At 33.4% G+C, this 16,945-nt stretch carries 20 protein-coding genes; 2 read left to right on the top strand and 18 right to left on the bottom strand.

Annotation, left to right across the window (positions count from 1 at the left end; all coding sequences use genetic code 11):
• The 8 genes from ACQKM9_RS03845 to ligD all read right to left on the bottom strand — a co-directional run.
• A partial coding sequence (locus ACQKM9_RS03845; protein WP_427732770.1) for a hypothetical protein occupies nt 1-262 on the bottom strand: 262 nt, incomplete at its 3' end.
• Between the two features lie 647 nt (nt 263-909).
• Nucleotides 910-1,569, bottom strand: coding sequence for an ATP-binding cassette domain-containing protein (locus tag ACQKM9_RS03840; protein WP_427732768.1), 660 nt, complete (start codon nt 1,567-1,569; stop codon nt 910-912).
• A 1,581-nt stretch (nt 1,570-3,150) separates the two neighbouring features.
• The gene (locus tag ACQKM9_RS03835) at nt 3,151-3,939 is read right to left on the bottom strand and encodes a hypothetical protein (protein WP_427732766.1); all 789 of its coding nucleotides are present in this window, start codon (nt 3,937-3,939) and stop codon (nt 3,151-3,153) included.
• Nucleotides 3,940-4,047: 108 nt separating this feature from the next.
• Nucleotides 4,048-4,443, bottom strand: coding sequence for a hypothetical protein (locus ACQKM9_RS03830; protein WP_427732765.1), 396 nt, complete (start codon nt 4,441-4,443; stop codon nt 4,048-4,050).
• A gap of 277 nt (nt 4,444-4,720) precedes the next feature.
• Nucleotides 4,721-5,164, bottom strand: a complete 444-nt coding sequence (locus ACQKM9_RS03825; protein WP_427732763.1) for an IS3 family transposase — start codon at nt 5,162-5,164, stop codon at nt 4,721-4,723.
• Between the two features lie 74 nt (nt 5,165-5,238).
• Nucleotides 5,239-5,919 carry a transposase gene (locus ACQKM9_RS03820; RefSeq protein ID WP_427732761.1) on the bottom strand — a complete coding sequence of 227 codons (681 nt, stop codon included), beginning with the start codon at nt 5,917-5,919 and terminating at the stop codon, nt 5,239-5,241.
• Between the two features lie 155 nt (nt 5,920-6,074).
• Complete coding sequence (locus tag ACQKM9_RS03815; RefSeq protein WP_427732760.1) at nt 6,075-6,629, bottom strand: hypothetical protein; 555 nt, start codon at nt 6,627-6,629, stop codon at nt 6,075-6,077.
• A gap of 213 nt (nt 6,630-6,842) precedes the next feature.
• Entirely contained in the window at nt 6,843-7,745 is a 903-nt protein-coding gene (gene ligD / locus ACQKM9_RS03810) for a non-homologous end-joining DNA ligase (RefSeq protein ID WP_427732758.1), read from the bottom strand.
• A gap of 15 nt (nt 7,746-7,760) precedes the next feature.
• Between ligD and ACQKM9_RS03805 the strand changes: the two genes are divergently transcribed.
• Entirely contained in the window at nt 7,761-7,937 is a 177-nt protein-coding gene (locus tag ACQKM9_RS03805) for a hypothetical protein (RefSeq protein WP_427732756.1), read from the top strand.
• A gap of 165 nt (nt 7,938-8,102) precedes the next feature.
• Here ACQKM9_RS03805 and ACQKM9_RS03800 read toward each other — a convergent pair whose 3' ends face one another.
• The 8 genes from ACQKM9_RS03800 to ACQKM9_RS03765 all read right to left on the bottom strand — a co-directional run bounded on the left by ACQKM9_RS03800 (nt 8,103) and on the right by ACQKM9_RS03765 (nt 15,025).
• On the bottom strand, nt 8,103-9,497 hold the full coding sequence (locus ACQKM9_RS03800; RefSeq protein WP_427732754.1) for a right-handed parallel beta-helix repeat-containing protein: 1,395 nt from the start codon (nt 9,495-9,497) through the stop codon (nt 8,103-8,105).
• Between the two features lie 115 nt (nt 9,498-9,612).
• Complete coding sequence (locus tag ACQKM9_RS03795) at nt 9,613-9,771, bottom strand: hypothetical protein (protein ID WP_427732752.1); 159 nt, start codon at nt 9,769-9,771, stop codon at nt 9,613-9,615.
• Nucleotides 9,772-10,004: 233 nt separating this feature from the next.
• Nucleotides 10,005-10,964, bottom strand: coding sequence for a YpdA family putative bacillithiol disulfide reductase (locus ACQKM9_RS03790; protein ID WP_427732750.1), 960 nt, complete (start codon nt 10,962-10,964; stop codon nt 10,005-10,007).
• A gap of 294 nt (nt 10,965-11,258) precedes the next feature.
• Nucleotides 11,259-11,405 (bottom strand): hypothetical protein, encoded by a 147-nt coding sequence (locus ACQKM9_RS03785; RefSeq protein ID WP_427732748.1) that lies wholly within the window; start codon nt 11,403-11,405, stop codon nt 11,259-11,261.
• A gap of 15 nt (nt 11,406-11,420) precedes the next feature.
• Nucleotides 11,421-11,576 carry a hypothetical protein gene (locus tag ACQKM9_RS03780; RefSeq protein ID WP_427732746.1) on the bottom strand — a complete coding sequence of 52 codons (156 nt, stop codon included), beginning with the start codon at nt 11,574-11,576 and terminating at the stop codon, nt 11,421-11,423.
• Between the two features lie 224 nt (nt 11,577-11,800).
• Complete coding sequence (locus tag ACQKM9_RS03775) at nt 11,801-12,472, bottom strand: LysM peptidoglycan-binding domain-containing protein (protein WP_427732744.1); 672 nt, start codon at nt 12,470-12,472, stop codon at nt 11,801-11,803.
• 74 nt (nt 12,473-12,546) lie between these two features.
• Nucleotides 12,547-13,992, bottom strand: coding sequence for a RecQ family ATP-dependent DNA helicase (locus tag ACQKM9_RS03770; RefSeq protein WP_427732742.1), 1,446 nt, complete (start codon nt 13,990-13,992; stop codon nt 12,547-12,549).
• A 1-nt stretch (nt 13,993) separates the two neighbouring features.
• Nucleotides 13,994-15,025, bottom strand: a complete 1,032-nt coding sequence (locus ACQKM9_RS03765; RefSeq protein WP_427732740.1) for a helix-turn-helix domain-containing protein — start codon at nt 15,023-15,025, stop codon at nt 13,994-13,996.
• Nucleotides 15,026-15,130: 105 nt separating this feature from the next.
• On the opposite strand from ACQKM9_RS03765, the gene ACQKM9_RS03760 reads away from it, so the two are divergent.
• Nucleotides 15,131-15,379 carry a ferredoxin gene (locus ACQKM9_RS03760; RefSeq protein WP_038190800.1) on the top strand — a complete coding sequence of 83 codons (249 nt, stop codon included), beginning with the start codon at nt 15,131-15,133 and terminating at the stop codon, nt 15,377-15,379.
• A gap of 420 nt (nt 15,380-15,799) precedes the next feature.
• Here ACQKM9_RS03760 and ACQKM9_RS03755 read toward each other — a convergent pair whose 3' ends face one another.
• On the bottom strand, nt 15,800-16,465 hold the full coding sequence (locus ACQKM9_RS03755; RefSeq protein WP_427732738.1) for a DUF1129 family protein: 666 nt from the start codon (nt 16,463-16,465) through the stop codon (nt 15,800-15,802).
• A gap of 73 nt (nt 16,466-16,538) precedes the next feature.
• Nucleotides 16,539-16,865 carry a PadR family transcriptional regulator gene (locus ACQKM9_RS03750; RefSeq protein ID WP_427732736.1) on the bottom strand — a complete coding sequence of 109 codons (327 nt, stop codon included), beginning with the start codon at nt 16,863-16,865 and terminating at the stop codon, nt 16,539-16,541.
• Nucleotides 16,866-16,945 lie beyond the last annotated feature (80 nt).

The raw sequence follows: 16,945 nt of genomic DNA, 5'->3' as shown, positions 1-16,945 counted from the left end.
GTGCATGCTTCCAATTATCCTGAGCAACGTTCACAGCTGCCATTTGCTTTCCAGCTAACCCCATAACTCCTTGTGCATGCTTCCAATTATCCTGAGCCGCGCTCACAGCTGCCATTTGCTTTCCAGCTAGCCCCATAACTCCTTGTATACGATTCGAATGATCTTGCACAGCGCTCATGGCGTTCATAGTTGGTTTTTGATTATCATTCTTATATATTTTATAAGGCGGAATACGTTTAGTAAGAAAGTACTTTATTGCCATAACCACTCAACTCCTATAAAGTAAATTTATTTACCTGATTTTACTATTCTAACATGAATATTGAAGTGTATAAGATTCCTAATGACGAGGTTAGATTAAATCGAAGTATGTAAATTTGTCTTTCTTTTTTATTTACACTTATTCCATTGTTCGTTAAATTGGTATTTTGCGAACAATGGATTTTTCTTACTTAGTACTTCTTTCAGTTAAATCTGTCCACTAACAACTTAAATGTGACGTGAACAACTCAATCGTGACGAAAACAACTTAGTTGTGATGTACACAAACTAATCGTGATGTGAATTATTCATCTCCCCCCTGTCATTGCAGCGTTATTAACGTTTAATTACTTTCTACGTCACGAGTAGTTGTATGAAATTTCACTCAAGTAGTAATTGGTACGTCAGAAGTGAGTTGTATATTGACAAAATCAAAAGGAAGGACGGCATTTGAAATCCAAACTTTTGTTGTACACTATATTTCATTACGTTAAGCTTCTAGCCGAATTATTCGTCAATCATCAATAAAGGACCCCATCAAATTTGATAGAGTCCTTTTTATTATCATATTTTAGTTGCTGAAAAAGTTGCTTAATAGTTAAACCAGTTAATTGAACATGAATGGAACAATGATAGATTAGGATAGACTCAGTTTGTTATCTCTATTTTTTTAAGAGTATCGAGCTTTAACTCCCCTCCATCCATTTTGTAAACCTTATCGCAAAGTAAGGATATATCTTCAGGATTATGACTAGCCAAAAGAATTGTTATCCCCTGCTTTTTAAATTCAAGAATCATTTCCCGCATATCCGATACACCTGATTCATCCAGTCCATTCATAGGTTCATCCATTAATAATAATTTCGGCTTTTCCATAATAGCTTGGGCGATTCCGAGCCTTTGTCGCATTCCTAATGAATACTTACGAACCGGTCCCTTATCATTAAAATCTAAACCAACCAATGTTAGAACATTTTCTATATCTTTATCATTGATCCTGTTCTGAATCGAGGCTAGTATTTTTAAATTTTCGAAACCCGAATAATGCGTGAGGAATCCTGGTGTATCTAAAAGTGCACCAAATGATTTAGGAAAGTTCCCATTCCCAATAATGTCATCAAACACCTTCACAGTTCCACTACTCGGAACGAATAACCCCGCAATCGTCTTAAATAATAGGCTTTTTCCTGAACCATTTCTACCGACTATACCGTAAATTCCAGGTTTATCAACAATTAAGTTTATATTTTTAAGCAGCTCACGGCCTTTTATTTTTTTATGCAGATTTTGAATTTCTAGTATTGTCATTCATACATCTCCTTTCAATCAAACACTAACTATTTTTTCTTTTAGGTTTTTAAATAGAAAATAAAGCAAACAATATGACAAAACGATACAAATAAAAATTATACTGTTAGACCAAAAAAAGGATATTTTCTTAATTTCCCTGAAACCGAGAAACATATATGTTAAGGGTAACATCTTAATTAGTGATGGAAATATATAACCAATAGTAGCAGATGAAATCATACTAATTATTACCAGTAACATTGCGAAGGCTGAATTGTTTACTAAAAATGAAAAAATTGTATGTAAAATAAGTAATAACACCAATGTAAAAATAACTAGTGTAAATTGATTCAACATCAGTACCCATTCATTTGTATTTAGGAAAGAAGATAATCCAAATTCGCTTGATGCTACTATCTGGCTATTAAACAAGAAAATAGTTATACCTGTAATGCCAAAGCCAATTCCTATAGTTACAATTATAATTATGAAAATGGAAATGAACATACTATGAAACCAACTACTATAATTTTTCATCCTTAGAATAATGTAAGCAGGACGTTTATGCACCTCATTTACAATGAACGAGCTAAGAGATAGGAGAATAGGCAAAGTAATCAATAACCAACGTAATAAATCAAATTTGAAATCCAGTGGCATATAAAACATAAATACTATTCGATTTACATAACCATTTGGTATGAAATCGCTATATGAAGAGTTAACAAGAAATACATTCAGAACAAAAAATACAACTATGCATAGAAAATACATAGGTTTAAAGAAAGAACTTAAGTAGTATTTAACCAATTTTTTCAACATTATTTTCTCTCACTAACATACATATCTCTTTTGTCTATACAGAAAAAACCAATTATATAAATAACAAAAATCAATCCAATCCAATATAGTATTATTTCAAATGGATACTCACCTATCATAGGGGAGAAACCATATGTGTATTGAAAAATATTAATGTTTTCATAAAACAAGTAGCGAGATATTGGAGTTACTTTTGAAAGAACCACACCAATACTTAGAAAGTTGACTAGAAATGCAACCATACCAGAAAATAGAAGCCGACCTGATAACAAATAACTTATGTAAAAAAGCATCCCGTAAAAAAATAAAAACAGCCATAAAAGTACGACTGACATGGTCGTTAAGAAAAATGGAGTTATGTTTTTCAGCAGCTCTGTATGATATTTATAGTGGTTAAGACTATAATTACTCCATTTGTTATTAAAATCTAACACGAATACAGCTTGCAGTAACATAATGGCAACTAGCAACATGCAGAAGTATGTTACAGATTTTGCCATTCGCAATAAATTTGCATGATACCATTTACGTTTAGTATCAAACCTAATTAACAAATAGTTTTGCACGTTTCCCAATGAAAATAACGATACTAGGACTATTAAAAATGCTGGTAGGATAAAATAAAAAAGAGGATGAAATTCTGTTAGATTAAGTAATAGATCGTAAATATTTCCTCCGATTATCTTTGTCGAAATTAATAGATTAAAGAAATACAACATCAATACAAGATATACGAAAAGATAACTTTTTTTTGGTGAATAGAACTTTACCACTTTTTTATTCTTTATACTTCTCCTCAAACTTTGCTGTCCCTCCTATTAAGAATATTGTAATACCAAACAAACCAAGCAGTGTGCCATATAAAAAAGTTTGTCCGATAGATCCATTCATTAAATCAACATCGTACAATGCCATTGCATTTAAACTGGGATGAATTTTTGCTAATACAGTCGCAGAAATGATGAGATAAATAAACGGGACGAAGATTGAAATATATTTATTTTGTATTATTGTAGATACCCCTAATCCTAAAGTAGCAAAAATGGCGCCACAACAAAACATAATAACTATAATGATTAAAATCATTAAAATTGGTGAACTCACACCGATACTGTTAAAGAACATTACAGGTTCTAATCGTTCTTCTGCTCTTAACATCGGGACATTAAACAGTAGCTTGACAAGTATTAAAAAACAAAAGGAAATAAATGGTCCAATTGCAATTGCTACTCCGCCAACCAGGGCATTCACAGCTAATCTTATACTCATGTACTGCCTTTTTTTCATACGTAATTGTACATAATTATGGAATCCTGTCTGAATATCTGTTCGGTAGGAGCTAGCGAATGGAATACATGCAACTATTGGAAATGTGATCACCAAAAAAGACGCAGTTCCTGAGTTATAGCCCTGTAAAAAGGTGTACATTATTGAAATGCCACCACCTGTTATCCATTTTAATGGTCCAAACATACCTATAAAAACCAAAAGAGTGGAAGACAATATAGTGATAAGTCCAACTTTTGATAATAATGCTCTTCTAAGTTCTTGCCTGATATACATCATCAACTCGAACACCTCAACTTTTATCTTTTACAATTAACATTATTGATATTGATTATTATTCGTTGAATGACCAAAAATTTTTAGTACCTTATTTAATCAAATTACTATTTAACTAGGTGTCCATTCTCCGTCAGTATCTACTGATTCCACCGTACCTGTAGATGTAGATATATTCAAATGAAGATTTTTTCCTATTAGAGAACTAGCATTCCCCAAGTAATCCATTGGAATTACGGCACGAGCTGAGTACGTCCCGCTTTGTGAAACATTACTACCACTTGTATTCTCAACCCATGAAACCAATTTACCTCTCTGAATATACTGAACAAAGTTGTAAGCGCTTGCACTGTTATCTTTAACAGCATTTGTAGACTCTAAATCATTTACAGTTGGAACTTTTCCTCCATATCCGTAATAAGAAGTTGCTCCATTTGCAAACGAACCAAGCCCTATTGTCAAAATACCTACTGCTGCTATACTTGCAAAAAGTTTATTTATTTTCATTTTTATTCTCCTTTCGATACTATCATTATGTAATGAAGAGCATCTTAAATTTTTTAAATTTTCAGCCATTCAACTCTTTTAACATTACCATATTTTTCTTTATTTGTTTTATTTTTTAAAATAATACTACTTGATTATTGTATAAACTTACTCTAGATCGGATAAAAGTACAAAATACTACATTCAATATACTGAACATAATTCAGGTATAAAGTCTTCCTTTCTTTTTAAAAATTCAGTACATTTATCTAAAATCTCTTTGCTATAGAATATAACTTTAACTGTTACTTTTGCTATAATGTAATATCAAACGATAATCTAGACTATTACATATACGAGGTGGTTTTGGCATGAGGGACACGTCAGTTACCCATTTTTCATTTGATTGAGCTGCAGTGAATTTACGATCCAATAGATTTTCTGCAACGTGGTGTACCGGAGAAGAGACATATCGTTTTCTCTTTCGACGAATGACAGACTTTAGTCCACTCAAGTTCATTAAGCGGTAAATACGTTTAAGGTTGACCGTTGGTCTCTTTTGTTCTTGGCGTTTTCTATTGATTGTTAAGGTTATACGCCGATAACCATAAATACCTTCAACTTGTCTATAACATGCTTGAATCTCTTGTAGAATCGCTTCATTTTCTAATTCTTGAACCGAATGTGAGCGCTGAAGCCATTTATAATAAGCTGCACGCGAAACACACGCAATCTTACACAATAATTGTACAGGCAGGTTCTCTTTTTCATGTATTACTTGAATAGCTTTATATTGATTTTGTTGGCGAATCTTAGTTAACGATGCCTCCTTTCGAGTTCTTCTAACTTTTTTAATAAAAGATTTTCAGCACGCAAGCGTTCATTTTCTTTTTCTAATCGTTTCATTTCTATCTTCATTTTTTCATCCGGTGTTAATTCTACTTCTTCCTTTGTTCGACCGCGTTTATCTCGTAAAGCTTCTTCGCCATTCTCTTCGAATTTCTTCACCCATTGATATACCTGTTGATAAGAAACTTGATATGTTTCCGCTGTTAATTGATAGTTTTTATGTTGTTTTATGCAGTAGGAAATAATTTCAATACGTTCCTGTAATGTTGTTTTTCTTCCCTTAGTCATAGAGTGGCTCATTCCTTTATTCGAATCTTTGAATTCTCTATGACTAGTATACTTTTTCACCCACTGCATTAAAACAGAATCACTGGTAATTCCATATTTAGATATGGTCTGAATTAAAGAAAGTCCACCAGCTATATAATCTTCAACAGCTGCTAATTTTAGTTCTTTAGGGTAGCTAATACAGGAAGTAGCTTCTCGAAGAGAATCTTCACCCAAGGTCTCATATTTGATTTTCCAGCGTTTAATAGTTGTCGCAGATACTTCGAATTGTTTAACTAAATCTTTCATTGAATATTGACCTTCACTTAATAAATTTAGAACGATCAATTTCAATCCATATGTGTGTTTACTTCGTACCATAAAAATACTCCCCTTAGATAAACAGATTTTATTTTTTAATCTGTCTACCAAAAGGGGTGCATATCATTTTACCCTAGAATACGCTTGATTTTTGAGTAGAAATGAACAAATCAGTCTCCTTTTTCACTTTACCTAGCAAAAGCCCCTAAATCCAACTACTCTACAACCTCATTTCCTTCTTTGTCAAAAAACAACAATTTAGAAGTAATCGCTTTTTCTACTTCCTTTGATAATTTGTCAGCAACGAGAATAACTTCTTTATTACTTACATCTACCTTTTGGGTATGCGTTCCTTCTAAATTATTGATTTGAACAGTATGTATTACAAATTGAGGATTCAATCCAAATAATAATCCATAATTTCCTTTATTCGTTTCAATATCTTTATATGCAATTTTTGCTGAACCACTACTTGTATAAATAATTTTTAACTTGTTGAAAAACTTTTTTTCCAACTTTGCATATCCGAAGTCACTTTCATTTATAGAAAAAATTGCAACAAATGTATCCGTTTTATCTATCTGTTGAATTTTTAATAGCTTAACCTTCAAATTACCTTCTGGACGATTGATAAATTTATTTAGCCCTTCTTCAATTTTTGTAGGCTCATTCTCTATGACAAATTCATTGAAATTCAAAATAATGAAATAACCTCCAATTATTATGATTCCTAAAAACATAATACTTATTATTCTTTTTTTCATATTCAAGAATTTCCCCTCCTATATTATAGGAACCGTCTTTTTCTATACTAATTTGACTTAACTTTATTCCCATTATAGATTATCATTCTACAAATATTCCCAAAAACCTTGTTATTCTATCATTTTTTTAATGGAATCATTGCTTTAAAATGCAACTGTATCTAAGAAATATTGAAAATATTACTTAGATACACCTAATTAGGTTTTGCTGCTACTAACTTACTCCTTCTTTAATTGGCTTAGGACATTTGCAAATTGTTGTGAATTCTCTGTACGAATGAAGCTATGAAATGGATTACCCTGCTTCTGAATACGGTCTATAACGGCAGGAATAGTAAACATTGTCGGTGTTAACGAATCGTTAACTTCTTCCCAATTTAGCGGTGTTGAGATTAATCCTTTTTCATTCCCTCTAGGAGAGTAAGGAGCTGCTAACGTATTACCAGCTTTATGCTGAACATAGTCGAGATATAATCTATTATTCCGATTCTTCTTTAATCGTTCAGTGGTATACCATCGTGGCTCTTGCTCACATAAAAACTTACATTTAAACTCGAAAAAAAGGCGTGTATCATCATAAGTAAACGTATCAAAGGGTAAAGGTATATAAACGTATATACCTTTACCACCTGAAGTTTTTGGGAATGACTGAAGTCCAAACTGATTAAATATAGTTTTTAAGTGTAGTGCTGCTTCTGTTGCTATAGCGAACTCATTTAAAGAGGGTGGATCCAGATCAAAGACATTTTCCGTAGGCTTATTTGAATTAATCTTATTAAATGGGATGTGAAACTCTATAGCTAGTTGATTTCCAAGCCATAATAGTGTTTCAAGGTCATTGCAAATAATATAATTCTTACCGCGAATTTGTTTCGTAGTCACAAAATCAGGTACGTTATCAGGACTATTCTTTTGATAAAAACTCTCTCCAGGTACTCCATGCGGGTAACGAATAACTGTAAGTAAACGATCTCTTAGATATGGCAGCATATATGGCGCTACATGTTGTAGATATAATAAGTAATCATCCTTCTGTATGTTAATTGCTGGCCAAATTGGTTTATCTGGATGTGTTACCTCTAATGTATGAGGAAGCGGATTGAAGAATCTAATAATAGACATGAAATTACTGCACAATTGCATACCTATGAAGGAGCGCATAATCCGCCGAATGACTTATATGTAATACGTTTTAGCGTTGAACCACCTGGAGATGGAGAAGCTATTGAAAAGGCGAAGTTTATAATGATTAATGTTAAAAAACCAAAATACACCATAATAGGAAATATCAAAAATAGGCAAAAAATAAAATGAGGGTTTATCCCTCATTTTGATTAATCAATAACAATAATCCAACCTATTTCCCCAAAATTGTTTAGCACGATTATTAAAATCATTTGAGTGCCTTTTTAAAAACTTATGTAAAACCTGTTGCCAGGTACTTTTGTCCGAACCATGTTCTGAGATAATTGTTATTTACTAGAAAACAATATTCTTTGCAGGTGAATCCTTTTTCAGTCTAAAATCATATTTCTTTTCATTTTCATATTTCGGATTTAAATAACTGGATCTCTCATCACTACTTGAAGTAATTTTAAATTCCGGAAAAGAAGTATATTCTCCCTCTTTCCATATCCAAATACCAGTTTTTCCTTTTTCCTTATGGAATACATTATTTTGCAGTTTATTTGCTTTATTGGTTGTGAAATAATTAGCAATAAACAGGCGAGATGGTCCAGCTGTTAAAATGTTTTTTTCGATCACATTGTTTTTTGTATCATGTTGTAATAAAAGCTGTCCCCCATCTAGTCCCTTCGTGTCATTTCGATAAATAATATTTTTCGAGATTGTTGAATTTATCGTACCTCCACGATTTTTATCATACCCACCAATCGATATCCCAGTGAAATAGTTGTTATAAATAGTATTTTTTTTAATATTAATATGACTAGCATATTTTTTCGCATGTTCAGACGTTGCTTCAATTCCGATATCGCATTTATAAATGGTATTCATTTCAATAGTTATATTCCTCCCCCCATCTACGTATATTCCACCAGCAGAATAGTTTTTCCCATAAGCCGGGTTTCCGTACGAGGATATTTCATAGACTTTATTATTTTTTACTACCCCATTTCGGACATAGTCAGCTTTTTTATCATTTGAGGTACCCTCATAACCAATCAGATCAATACCGATATTATCACTTCGGCGAACTAGATTATTTTCCACCTTAAAGCCGTCAATATTTCCATTAAGTACAAGAGATTCACTTGAACCGAGTTTTAGATCCTCTACTATACTATTAAAAATATTTATGTCTTTCATTGGACCAGTTCCGTATATGGCAATCCCATGGCCATTTCCGTTATCTGCATGTGTTTCAATTCGCCGCACCTGGTTATTCTCTAATGTAATATGACTGCTAGCTCCTGTTACATAAATCCCCATTACCGTTTCATCTGTTAAATTAGTAGATAAATCCTGTATAGCTAATCCACTAATCGTAAGATAATTTTTATTATTTATTGTAACTAAGGATGTATCCCCTTCAACATCTTTTAAATGCTTTCCACTAAGAACAACTTTATCGTTTTTGTAAGCTTTAAAAATAATTGGTTTTGATTTTGTTCCACTATGTTTAATGACAAGTCTTTCATTATAGGTTCCTTTTCGTATGTAGACGGTAGTTCCGGCTACAGCTTCTGAAGCAGCTTTTTTTAGTGTTCGAAATGGCTTTAATTTTGTCCCATTATTTTGATCATTTCCATTTACAGCTACATATATTGAATTATCCTGTTGTGCTTTGGTATTATCTATTACTAAAACAATCGTGATAGCAGCTGCGGCCAAAAGGATAATAATTTTTTTCATATAATCATTCCTTCTTAAAATAAATTATCTGCATAACTTTCATCAATTTATTAAAACCTCCCCTTTCCTTTCACTTAACTAGAACATTAGTGACAATTCCCGCTATCAAAACCGTTTAATTAACAATTTCAACAGCGAATAACATTTCAAAAATGTTATCTTCAACCTTTTTCCCCCTCATTAACTCTACACTTACCATTGGAGAATTAGTGGCTCCCTTTTTCTCATTTATCACTATGTGCATTTCAAAAAGTTCATTTTCTGTTTGATCCAATATCCTCTTTGGATTTTCCTGCTTCTAATGTTTTCCTTACAAGGACTTGTTTATTCTTCTTAGAGTTCGTTCCCATACCGTCTTTAATTAGCTTTAAAGCAGAAATAACGGTTGCTTCATCAATTGTACCATCGCCTAAGGAATTGGTTATTACTTTACCTGTTTATGACTTCTTTATCCTATTTATAGTAAAAGCTGTCTCTTAGTCATAAAAACTAGTGAGACAGCTTTTTTTATTTCTCCTGAATGTAGTTTGCAATGAGATTACCGTGGAAACGGCCATTTTCAATAAAAATTTCATTCGCATTATTTCCCGCAGCGATTACACCCGCGATAAATAATCCTGGAACATTCGTTTCCATTGTTTCCGGATTATAAATTGGGCGGCCTGTTTCACTATCTACTTTAACGCCCATTGCACGGATGAAATCATGATCTGGATGGTAACCTGTCATAGCAAAGACAAAATCATTTTTCACTATAAATTCTTTACCTTCTTTTGATAAAATAACTTCATCTTCTTTGAAGGCAATAACATTTGACTCAAACAGCATTTCTATTTCACCATTACGAACAAGGGCATCGAAGTCTGGCAGTACCCACGGTTTAATACTTGGTGAGTATTCTGCACCTCTATAAACAACTGTCACACGAGCACCTGCTTTATGAAGGGCTAACGCTGCATCAATTGAAGAGTTCTTCCCACCAACTACTAATACATCTGTATCAAAATAGGGATGAGCTTCTTTAAAATAGTGATGGACTTTAGGCAGTTCTTCCCCTTCAATCCCCATGTAATTTGGATGATCATAATACCCCGTTGCGATAACGACATATGGAGTTAGATATTGATCTTTATCTGTAATAACTTCGAATGTACCGTTCGTTGATGTTACATTAAGAACCGTTTCAAAGCGATTAATTTGAATGTTTTTACGTTTTACTACTTCACGGTAGTATACTAAAGCCTGATTTCGTTTCGGTTTAGACTGTTCGATGATAAATGGTACATCTCCAATGGCTAACTTTTCACTTGAACTAAAGAATGTTTGATGTGTTGGATAATTGTAAATAGCATTTACAATATTTCCTTTTTCAATCACTATTGGTTGTAACCCAATTTCTTGTAATGAAATCGCTGCTGCTAAACCACATGGGCCGCCACCTACGATAATTGCATCTATTTGACGCATGAACCTTCACTCCTCATAAATAAACATCTCCTATAAACAAGGAGATGTGACACTGTATACTCTTTTAACATCTCTATTATACGCTCATCCATTAAAATTTTCTTGGTTCTTGCACTATTTTTCGACAAGATTATGTTAAATTCATCTGTTTTTTTCTACAAAAAATAGAGCTGGCTCTACAAATACGTAGAATCAGCTCCGTTTTACTGTTGGTATTTCGAGAACGAATACTTAACAATAGCCTCCATTAATTGAAGTAAGAAGAGTATCCAGTTGATTATAAAAAGGCATCAGTTAATGAAACCATTCAAATACTGATGCAATTATATAAAGTGGTATTCCAACAATCAACAAACCTGTAACAACATAAGAAATGCTTGTTAAAACAAACTTAAAGAAATCATAGATAGCACCAGCTAAGTCATCAATAAGTCTAAACATCTCTAGCCTCCTTATTTAAATTCTGTCTAAAGCGACATGCGGAAACACTAGCTCAACAAATTGATTCGACATGTTTCCCAATATACCTGCTTTAATAAATTTTGGAATATAAGGATGTCTAAAAGTGATGATGAGAAATCCTATTATCTCTTTATCTTTCCCATCTGCCATACAACTTAATGTTCATTTTTTCTCCGAAGGTTCTGCTCCTATCTCTATTCAACAAAAAAGCAGACAATGACTAAAACGTCACTGTCTGCGATTAAACTTCATCTTGAATGTTGGTGAATAATAAAACAACCACAATGTTAGTTAGACGAGAGTACTAAGTATTCTTTAGAATCATTCCACTTTACCAATCATTTTCAGATATGTATTCAATTTTATAACCAAAGTTATTGAGGGATCGCCAAGCTCGTTCCAACTACAACATTATCACTAGTCAAACCATTTGCTTGTTTAATCTTCGCGATGCCATCTATACTACCGTAATACTTCATGGCTATGTTATAAAGTGTATCCCCTGTTTGAACAGTATGTAAACGACCACTCGTCTGCGCTTGTTGATAGGCTTCTGCAGTAGAGGTTGTATTGGTTTCAGTATTCTGTCCGTTATTATTTGGAGTGGTTGTAACAGATTCCTTTGGAGGTTCTACCACTTTATCGTCAACCTTTTTTGTAGGTGTATCCTCTTTTTCTTTGTTTGCTTTCTTTTCTTCTTTAGCTTTTTCTTTTTCCTTCTTGTCTTCCGCTTTTTTTTCAGCTTTTGCTTGTGTATTTGCTTTTGTATTAGTTTCAAATTTCACATGGTCTTTTTCTAATTCCGTTTCTTCATTACCACCCTTGTCATAGAAAAAACCTACATAAATAAGGATAGATATTGGAATTGATATAAAGATAACGGCTAAAATCGTTGGTAATGGATTAATACGTCGTTTCTTTTTATTATTACCATGAAGCTGACTACGGGTTATTCTCGAAGGGTTTTCGTTATTCTCGAAATCGAGCTTTAACTTAATGGTTTGACGATGCTCTTCTATTTTTTCGCGATAATCCTTTTGAGCCATCTTAACCCCTCCTTTTTCACTAGTACTATTCTATATTATGACGAAATAAAACATAAAAGTAAATGTACGTTCTGTTAAAGATTCGGCAATAAAGCAGTCAATCTCTCTTCCCAAAAAGATATATTTCCCTTAATTTCTAAATGCTTTCTCTCCTTCAAAATTACACCAACTTCTATACCACAATAATGGCAACAATGAGCAGGTTTTTCTTCTAATGACTGTCCGAAATAATGTAGTAGCTGCTCTCGTATACATTTCTCTGCTGTTACAAGTTCTTTCATTTCATCTACTTGATGCATTTTACTAAAACGAATTGTAGTAAGTTTTTGTTGCACTTCTTCTGGAGTCAAACTTTGCATCCAATAAGAAAGTACTCGAAATCCAGTTTCACTTATTTGATGTTGATCTAGCATAATTGCGGGGTTTTCACCTTGTTGTTTATATGCTACATACTGCTCGACATGGCGTTGCTGAGGTAAATCTTCTGTGACGATAAATTTCGTCATATCCTCATCATTTGGAACATAAAGCAATATTGACAGTGCGTCCTGTCCATCACGTCCTGCTCGCCCTACCTCTTGCATATAGTTGGCTACTGTAGATGGTATATGATCGTGAATGATTTGACGAACATTATCTTTGTGAACTCCCATACCAAAAGCGTTAGTTGCACAAATCCATTCGAGATGCCCAGCCAAAAATTGCTGTTGGATAAATTGTCGATCTTCTGCCTCCATCCCCGCATGATATGCTGCTGCTCGAATACCATTAGCTAAGAGTTGCTCAGCATAGATACCCGTTTTTTTACGGGACTGTGTATATATGATCCCTGGACCACAAGTTTTTAAGACATGTTCCACTATCCATGGGGCTTTTTCAGTGGTGTTTTCAAGTTGTACTACATCATAGTGTAAATTGAAACGGTCCACAGAATGAATATATTCAAATGGCTCTCTCATATGCAAATAATTCTTCATATCTTTTACAACTTGCTCTGTTGCAGTAGCACTTAATGCTAAAATCGGTGGGCGTTTCGTATCATCTAGCCAGTCAGTAATTTTTAAATAATCTGGTCTAAAATCAAACCCCCATTGTGAAATACAATGTGCTTCATCTACAACAATTAGCCCTAACTGCATTTCACGAAGTGCACCTTGTACTTGTGGATTCATCAACATTTCCGGTGATGTAAAAATGAATCGATATTGCTGTAAATGCTGTAATACATTTCGTTTCTCAGGCATTTGCAAAAAAGAATTTAATGCTACAACACGCTTTTCGCCAAATCGTTTTAATTGCTCTACTTGATCTTGCATTAACGATAACAATGGAGAAATGATTAATATCGGTTTATTTAATATATAACCAGGTAATTGATAACAAAGTGACTTGCCCATTCCAGTAGGCAATAGAGCAATGACATCTTGTTTTTCAACGAGTGCCTCTATTACTTCTTTTTGACCAGAACGAAATGTTGAATAACCAAAATGTTGTTGTAACAGCTGTTCCAAATTTGTCATTTCACATTTCTCCTTTCGCCGCAAGAATGAGCCTGATTTGGAAATAAGAAAGTTCAGGAACGGCATCACGCAATACTTTTAATTTTTTACTATTTGCTTGTTTTACAACAAGTACAATTGCCTCAACCTCTTGAGATGCCACAAATTCTCCAAGTGGAAACTGCGACATAGTCATCGCCATCTCTACGAAATGATCTTCAATCGTACTTTCTTTCAAACGACGCATCATAGCAATTTGTTCTAACGTAAAACCTTGTTGAAACAAGTTTGCAGTCTTTTGAGATGATTCTGTTAAGAGTTGTTCAATACGTACGCCTTCAGCTAGTTGTGACAAATAGCGCTTGGGCTCTTCATATAAAGCATCTAACCACATATGCAGTGTTTCTATATAAGCTAGTTGAGTATCTAACAAAGTACGATTTTGTTCCCTAGCAAGCTGTTGCCACGTCCAGCCAGGTGTATTAAATCCACTTAAACGATAGAGTAAAAGATTTAACGAGGAATCTTCAACATCCAACTTATTAAGAGAATCTGAGATTTCAACTCTCATAGCCTGATAAAACATGTCTGATTTATAATTATTTTTTAATAAAAATTTTTTTACCCATAATTGAATACCTTCATCTTTTTGGATAGGAGCAAACGATTTTATTTCCTGTACTGAATATGACAATGATTGTACGACTAATGATAACCTTTTGAAAAAGATATGCTCATTTCCTCGGTAATACCAGCCATTAAAATACATAGGTTTACTTTTTCCAAGTACCTCTAAACCGGTATTTGTTAGTATAAAATACTGTTCATCTCTATATGTAGCATAGCCTAAGTCAATTAGTTGTTCTGCATTCTCCATATATTTTTCTTTTGTGAGTTTAGGTGTTAAGCCGAAAAAAGAATGGAGATTAAAATTTCCTACATCTTGAATTGTTTGTCCTGAACGTTTTCCTTTTAGCAAATGAAAACCCGCTGAAACGGAGCGTTCACCTCCAAATTTATGAAAAATCTGTAACAAAATTTGTTGTATGTACAATGCGATTTCCCCCATGAATAAGTAATTTTGGTTGAAATGTGTTGAAAAGCACTTTAGAATGAAAAGGAAGCTAATTAGGAGCGATTGTAAAAAGGAGAGATAAGCATGGCGAAATTTACCATTGTTGATAAAGATACATGTATTGCATGTGGTGCTTGCGGCGCTGCTGCACCAGATATTTACGATTATGACGACGAGGGTATTGCCTTCGTTATTCTAGATGATAACATGGGAACTGAAGAAGTTCCAGATGATCTAATGGAAGATATGCAAGATGCATTCGAAGGATGTCCTACTGATTCAATTAAAGTAGCTGACGAGTCATTCGAAGGTGATGCATTAAAATACGAATAGTATTAACGTACAGAGACTATTTTCACTTAAGTGGAAATAGTCTTTTTTTGTTGTAGTCATATATTGCACAACTTATCCGTATATTGAGTAAAAGTTGTCTTGCCATTATTCGAATTATAATTTATTATCTTTATTTTTTGACAAATAGTAATTTACATTAAAACTATTTATGTTCAAGGGGCTGATATTTTGAAAAACTTACTCATTGGACTCATAAAGTTTGCCCTATCTACCTTTTTTATCTATGTATATATTAAGATATTTTCAGAGGCTGGTCCTCTAATGTCGTTTGATTACAATGTGAGCGAAATCATATTCATCTTTATAGCTATTATGTTAGGTATGGTATCATCTGAATTGCTTATAAATGTATTTCGGTACGAATAGAGAAAAAACTGCAGAATTGCTTCTGCAGTTTTTTTAATAACTTTTCGTCCGATCACGTTTCATTAAATAGCTAATAAGTAATAATGCAGATCCTGCACCTAGCTGAGTAAACCAAGTAATATTAACAAGGGGCCCTAGCTCATCAGTAAGATAAAGAATGGCTATAAACAAGGCAAACGTTACTACTCCCAAAACTCCTGATTTAACAATCGTTCTTTTCGACATTTTTTCTTCAAATGCACTTTGTTTTAACTGCTTCAATATTAGATACAGTAAGCCCGAGCCTATTGCAACAACTGTAACGACATTTATGATAGATGAATATAAATAAATCTGATCTGATTTTGTGAAATAGCGACCAATAGCTCCAATAATAATGAACCAACCGATTATGTCACATAAAATTTCGACTCCGAAAGTAACAAGACTTCCCTTCTTTTCTTTTGGCAATGCCTCTACTATTTCTTCAGCGTACACTTTTGGATTAGAACCAAACACATCACTTGCTGTTTTCCCTTCTACTTGAGCTAATAATAAATGGTCGAGGATCTCTGTTAATACTTCCTCTGATTGACGTTCAGAGAGCAATAAATGCGCTCTAATATAGACAATTAATTTATCAAAATAAATTTCATTTTCTTTCGTTAATAGCTTACGTTTTTCATTATTATCTGCTATTAACTTCTTCACTATAACCATTTCCGCTTATCCCCTTTCGGTAGTCGTTCATACCACTAAGAATTTTATAAGATATAGAATTAAACCTTACTTACTAACCCTTCTCTTTCATTAGTTTTCCTACAGCATCAGAAATACCGAGCCATTCAGAGCGAATATCATCTAATGCTTCTTTGCCCGCTGTTGTAAGTTTATAATATTTACGATTCGGACCTGAATCTGAAGGTCTCATTTCTCCTTTAATTAAATCATTCTTTTGAAGCCGGAGAAGAACCGGATAAATTGTGCCTTCACTGACATCAGATAAGCCTACTGTTTGTAGCTTTTTTGAAAGCTCATAGCCATAGACAACTTCATTTTCAATTACTGCCAATACGCAGCCATCTAATATGCCTTTTAGCAATTGACTTCTAATAGACACCCTATTCAACACCTCTCAGTACAGTATATTGCATGACAAGATAGCTATACAAATAAAACACTACTTTGTATTACAAAATA

Origin of the sequence: Viridibacillus sp. NPDC093762, assembly GCF_050279675.1 — a bacterium.
GTDB lineage: Bacteria > Bacillota > Bacilli > Bacillales_A > Planococcaceae > Viridibacillus.
The sequence above is the reverse complement of the archived record's forward strand: the minus strand, read 5'-3'. Positions and strand labels throughout refer to the sequence as shown.

Bases quoted from the DNA above. Each gene is read 5' to 3' on its own strand.
- ACQKM9_RS03840 (WP_427732768.1), bottom strand. From the start codon at position 1,569: ATGACAATACTAGAAATTCAAAATCTGCATAAAAAAATAAAAGGCCGT.
- ACQKM9_RS03835 (WP_427732766.1), bottom strand. From the start codon at position 3,939: ATGATGTATATCAGGCAAGAACTTAGAAGAGCATTATTATCAAAAGTT.
- ACQKM9_RS03830 (WP_427732765.1), bottom strand. From the start codon at position 4,443: ATGAAAATAAATAAACTTTTTGCAAGTATAGCAGCAGTAGGTATTTTG.
- ACQKM9_RS03820 (WP_427732761.1), bottom strand. From the start codon at position 5,919: ATGGTACGAAGTAAACACACATATGGATTGAAATTGATCGTTCTAAAT.
- ligD (WP_427732758.1), bottom strand. From the start codon at position 7,745: ATGTCTATTATTAGATTCTTCAATCCGCTTCCTCATACATTAGAGGTA.
- ACQKM9_RS03800 (WP_427732754.1), bottom strand. From the start codon at position 9,497: ATGAAAAAAATTATTATCCTTTTGGCCGCAGCTGCTATCACGATTGTT.
- ACQKM9_RS03790 (WP_427732750.1), bottom strand. From the start codon at position 10,964: ATGCGTCAAATAGATGCAATTATCGTAGGTGGCGGCCCATGTGGTTTA.
- ACQKM9_RS03785 (WP_427732748.1), bottom strand. From the start codon at position 11,405: ATGTTTAGACTTATTGATGACTTAGCTGGTGCTATCTATGATTTCTTT.
- ACQKM9_RS03780 (WP_427732746.1), bottom strand. From the start codon at position 11,576: ATGGCAGATGGGAAAGATAAAGAGATAATAGGATTTCTCATCATCACT.
- ACQKM9_RS03775 (WP_427732744.1), bottom strand. From the start codon at position 12,472: ATGGCTCAAAAGGATTATCGCGAAAAAATAGAAGAGCATCGTCAAACC.
- ACQKM9_RS03770 (WP_427732742.1), bottom strand. From the start codon at position 13,992: ATGACAAATTTGGAACAGCTGTTACAACAACATTTTGGTTATTCAACA.
- ACQKM9_RS03760 (WP_038190800.1), top strand. From the start codon at position 15,131: ATGGCGAAATTTACCATTGTTGATAAAGATACATGTATTGCATGTGGT.
- ACQKM9_RS03755 (WP_427732738.1), bottom strand. From the start codon at position 16,465: ATGGTTATAGTGAAGAAGTTAATAGCAGATAATAATGAAAAACGTAAG.